The organism is Kitasatospora putterlickiae (assembly GCF_039527695.1).
In the GTDB taxonomy this organism is placed as follows: domain Bacteria; phylum Actinomycetota; class Actinomycetes; order Streptomycetales; family Streptomycetaceae; genus Kitasatospora; species Kitasatospora putterlickiae.
The window spans coordinates 9,264-11,558 of sequence record NZ_BAAAKJ010000205.1; the positions used below are offsets into that span (position 1 = coordinate 9,264).

The window sequence follows — 2,295 nt, forward strand, 5'->3', positions numbered from 1 at the left end:
CCGGCCGGGCGTCGGCATGTCCATCGCCGGAGCGCCGCGGAACGGAGTTCCCGGCCACCCGATATCGCGGCGGCACCGACCGGAACGTCCGCACACGGATCTCCCGCGGGCGCGATCCATTCGCGTGATCCATTCACCCGATGCCCGTTTTTCACCCATATCTACAGCAATGCCCGCCCTGCATCGTTTGGTGGGCGAAGGGCGTTTTGCCAGCGCACGTCCGGGCCGCACCCCCGACGATCGGCGGGGTTCGGCGGCCGGGATTTGACGCCGGGCGATCGCCTTGGGGATAGTCCGTTCCGGGCCCACCAGGCGATACCACCGATCTCCTGCTCGGGGGCGAGGAGACCGGGGGTGCGATGCGATTTCCGAAAATTCTGGGGACGGTACTGGCCGTCGCCCTGAGCACGCCGCAGGCCCCGGTCCACGCGTCCCCGACGGAACTCGTCGAAGCATCCGCGTCCGCCACGGCCGGCGGCGCAAAGGGCGACGAATCGTTCCTGCAGATCGTCGCGCACCAGGACGACGACATCCTCTTCATGACCCCGGACCTGAACCGGCAGTACGCCGCGCCATCCGTCACCGTCTTCCTGACCGGCGGCGAGACGACGGGCACCACGTTCGCCGGCCCGTGCGCCTACTCCGAGAGCCGGAACGCCGGCGCCCGGGCCGCGCACGCCCGCCTGGCCGGCGTGGCCGATCCCACCTGGCACACCGCCGCCCTACGACTCGCCGGCGGAAAGACCGTTCAGGTGGACACCCTGGACCAGGCGCCGCAGATCAAGCTGGTGTTCCTCAGGCTGCACGAGGGCGGCGACACGAACTACCCCGGCGGCGAGCACCAGGCCACCCTCGACACCCTTTTCAACGAGGGCCCGGGCGGCCCCTCGCACCAGGCCACGCTCGGCAGCCTGCCCGCCGACGGGGAGTGCGACGCCGCGTACGCGAACCAGGACTACACCCACGACGAACTCGTGGCCGCGCTCACCGAACTGATGGAACGGTTCCGCCCGACCGTGCTGCGCGCCCAGGACCCGCGCGTGCCGTACGGGTACAGCCGCGATCCGCTCAATCCCGCCGACCACAACGACCACATCGCCGCCGCGCGATTCGCCGGAAAGGCCGCACTCGGTTATCACGGACCGGACGGAAAAGGCCGGGTGATACTCCGTAACTACCGCGACTACAACGTCCGGATGGACCCGCCGAATCTGCCCGCGAGTGCCGCGAAGGAGAAAAGGAAGACCTTTCTCTCCTACCTCGGTCCGAAGATCCCCTCGGCCGGCGGCTGGTATTCCGGCGCGTACGACCCGCTGCCGAATCCGGAGGAGCCGAATTTCTACGCGGCCTTCCCGTCCCGGCAGTATCCGCGGTGGTCGAACGGCACCGCCTGGGCGGCCCAGGACGCCACCGGCACGCTGAACGCCTTCGCGGTGCTCGACAACCAGGTGCAGGCCTGGCGCGAGTCCGTGCCGGGCGGCGAGTGGAGCGGACCGGTGGCCGTGCCCGGCGGTGAGGGCCTGGCGCCGGCGCTCGGCGTGGTGCGGGACGCCGCCGGGCTGATCCACCTGTTCGGCATCCGGCTGAGCGACGACCGGATCGTCACCGTCGCCCAGACCGCGACCACCCAGACCGCGGCCAGCCAGACCCCGGGCGGTTGGGGCGAGTGGACGGTGCTCGGCGCCACCGACCCCGCGATCCCCGGATTCACCGGCAGCCCCGTCCCGGTCCTCGGCGGCGACGGGCGGCTGACCGTCTTCGTCCGCAACACGGGCGGTGGCGTCAGCGCGCTGGGCCAGATGCCGGACGGCGGCTGGCCGGCCGACTGGACCGACCTCGGCGGCACCCGGGTACGGGACGGCCTGGCCGCCGTCCTCGCCGCCGACGGCCGGATCGAACTGTTCGCGCCGACCACGGACGGCATCGGGCACTGGCGGCAGTCGGCACCCGGCGGCCCCTTCGTCCGGGACCCCGCCTTCCTCGGCCCCGCACCGGCCGGGCCGCTCACCGTGAGCCGCGCCGCCGACGGCCGGCTGGCGCTCTTCTTCCACCAGGCCGGCACCGGACAGGTCGTCACCCGCCCCATGCGGCCGAACGGCTCCTGGACCACCACACCCGAGTCGCTGGGCGGCCCGGCCGGCCTGGAGGGCGTCTCCGCGGTGACCGGCGCCGACGGCCGGACGACCGTGGCCATCCGCAACGGCGCCGGCGGGATCAGCCTGGCCTCGCAGGCGACGCCCCACCGGAGCGCCGGGACGCAGTGGTCCGACCTCGGCCGGCAGGTCGTCGGCGCGC

1 protein-coding gene is annotated in these 2,295 nt (G+C 72.6%); it reads left to right on the forward strand.

The features are described from left to right. Positions 1-359: 359 nt before the first annotated feature. Positions 360-2,295 (forward strand): DUF8189 domain-containing protein (locus ABD308_RS20405; RefSeq protein ID WP_344337298.1); only part of this gene is annotated, 1,936 nt, incomplete at its 3' end.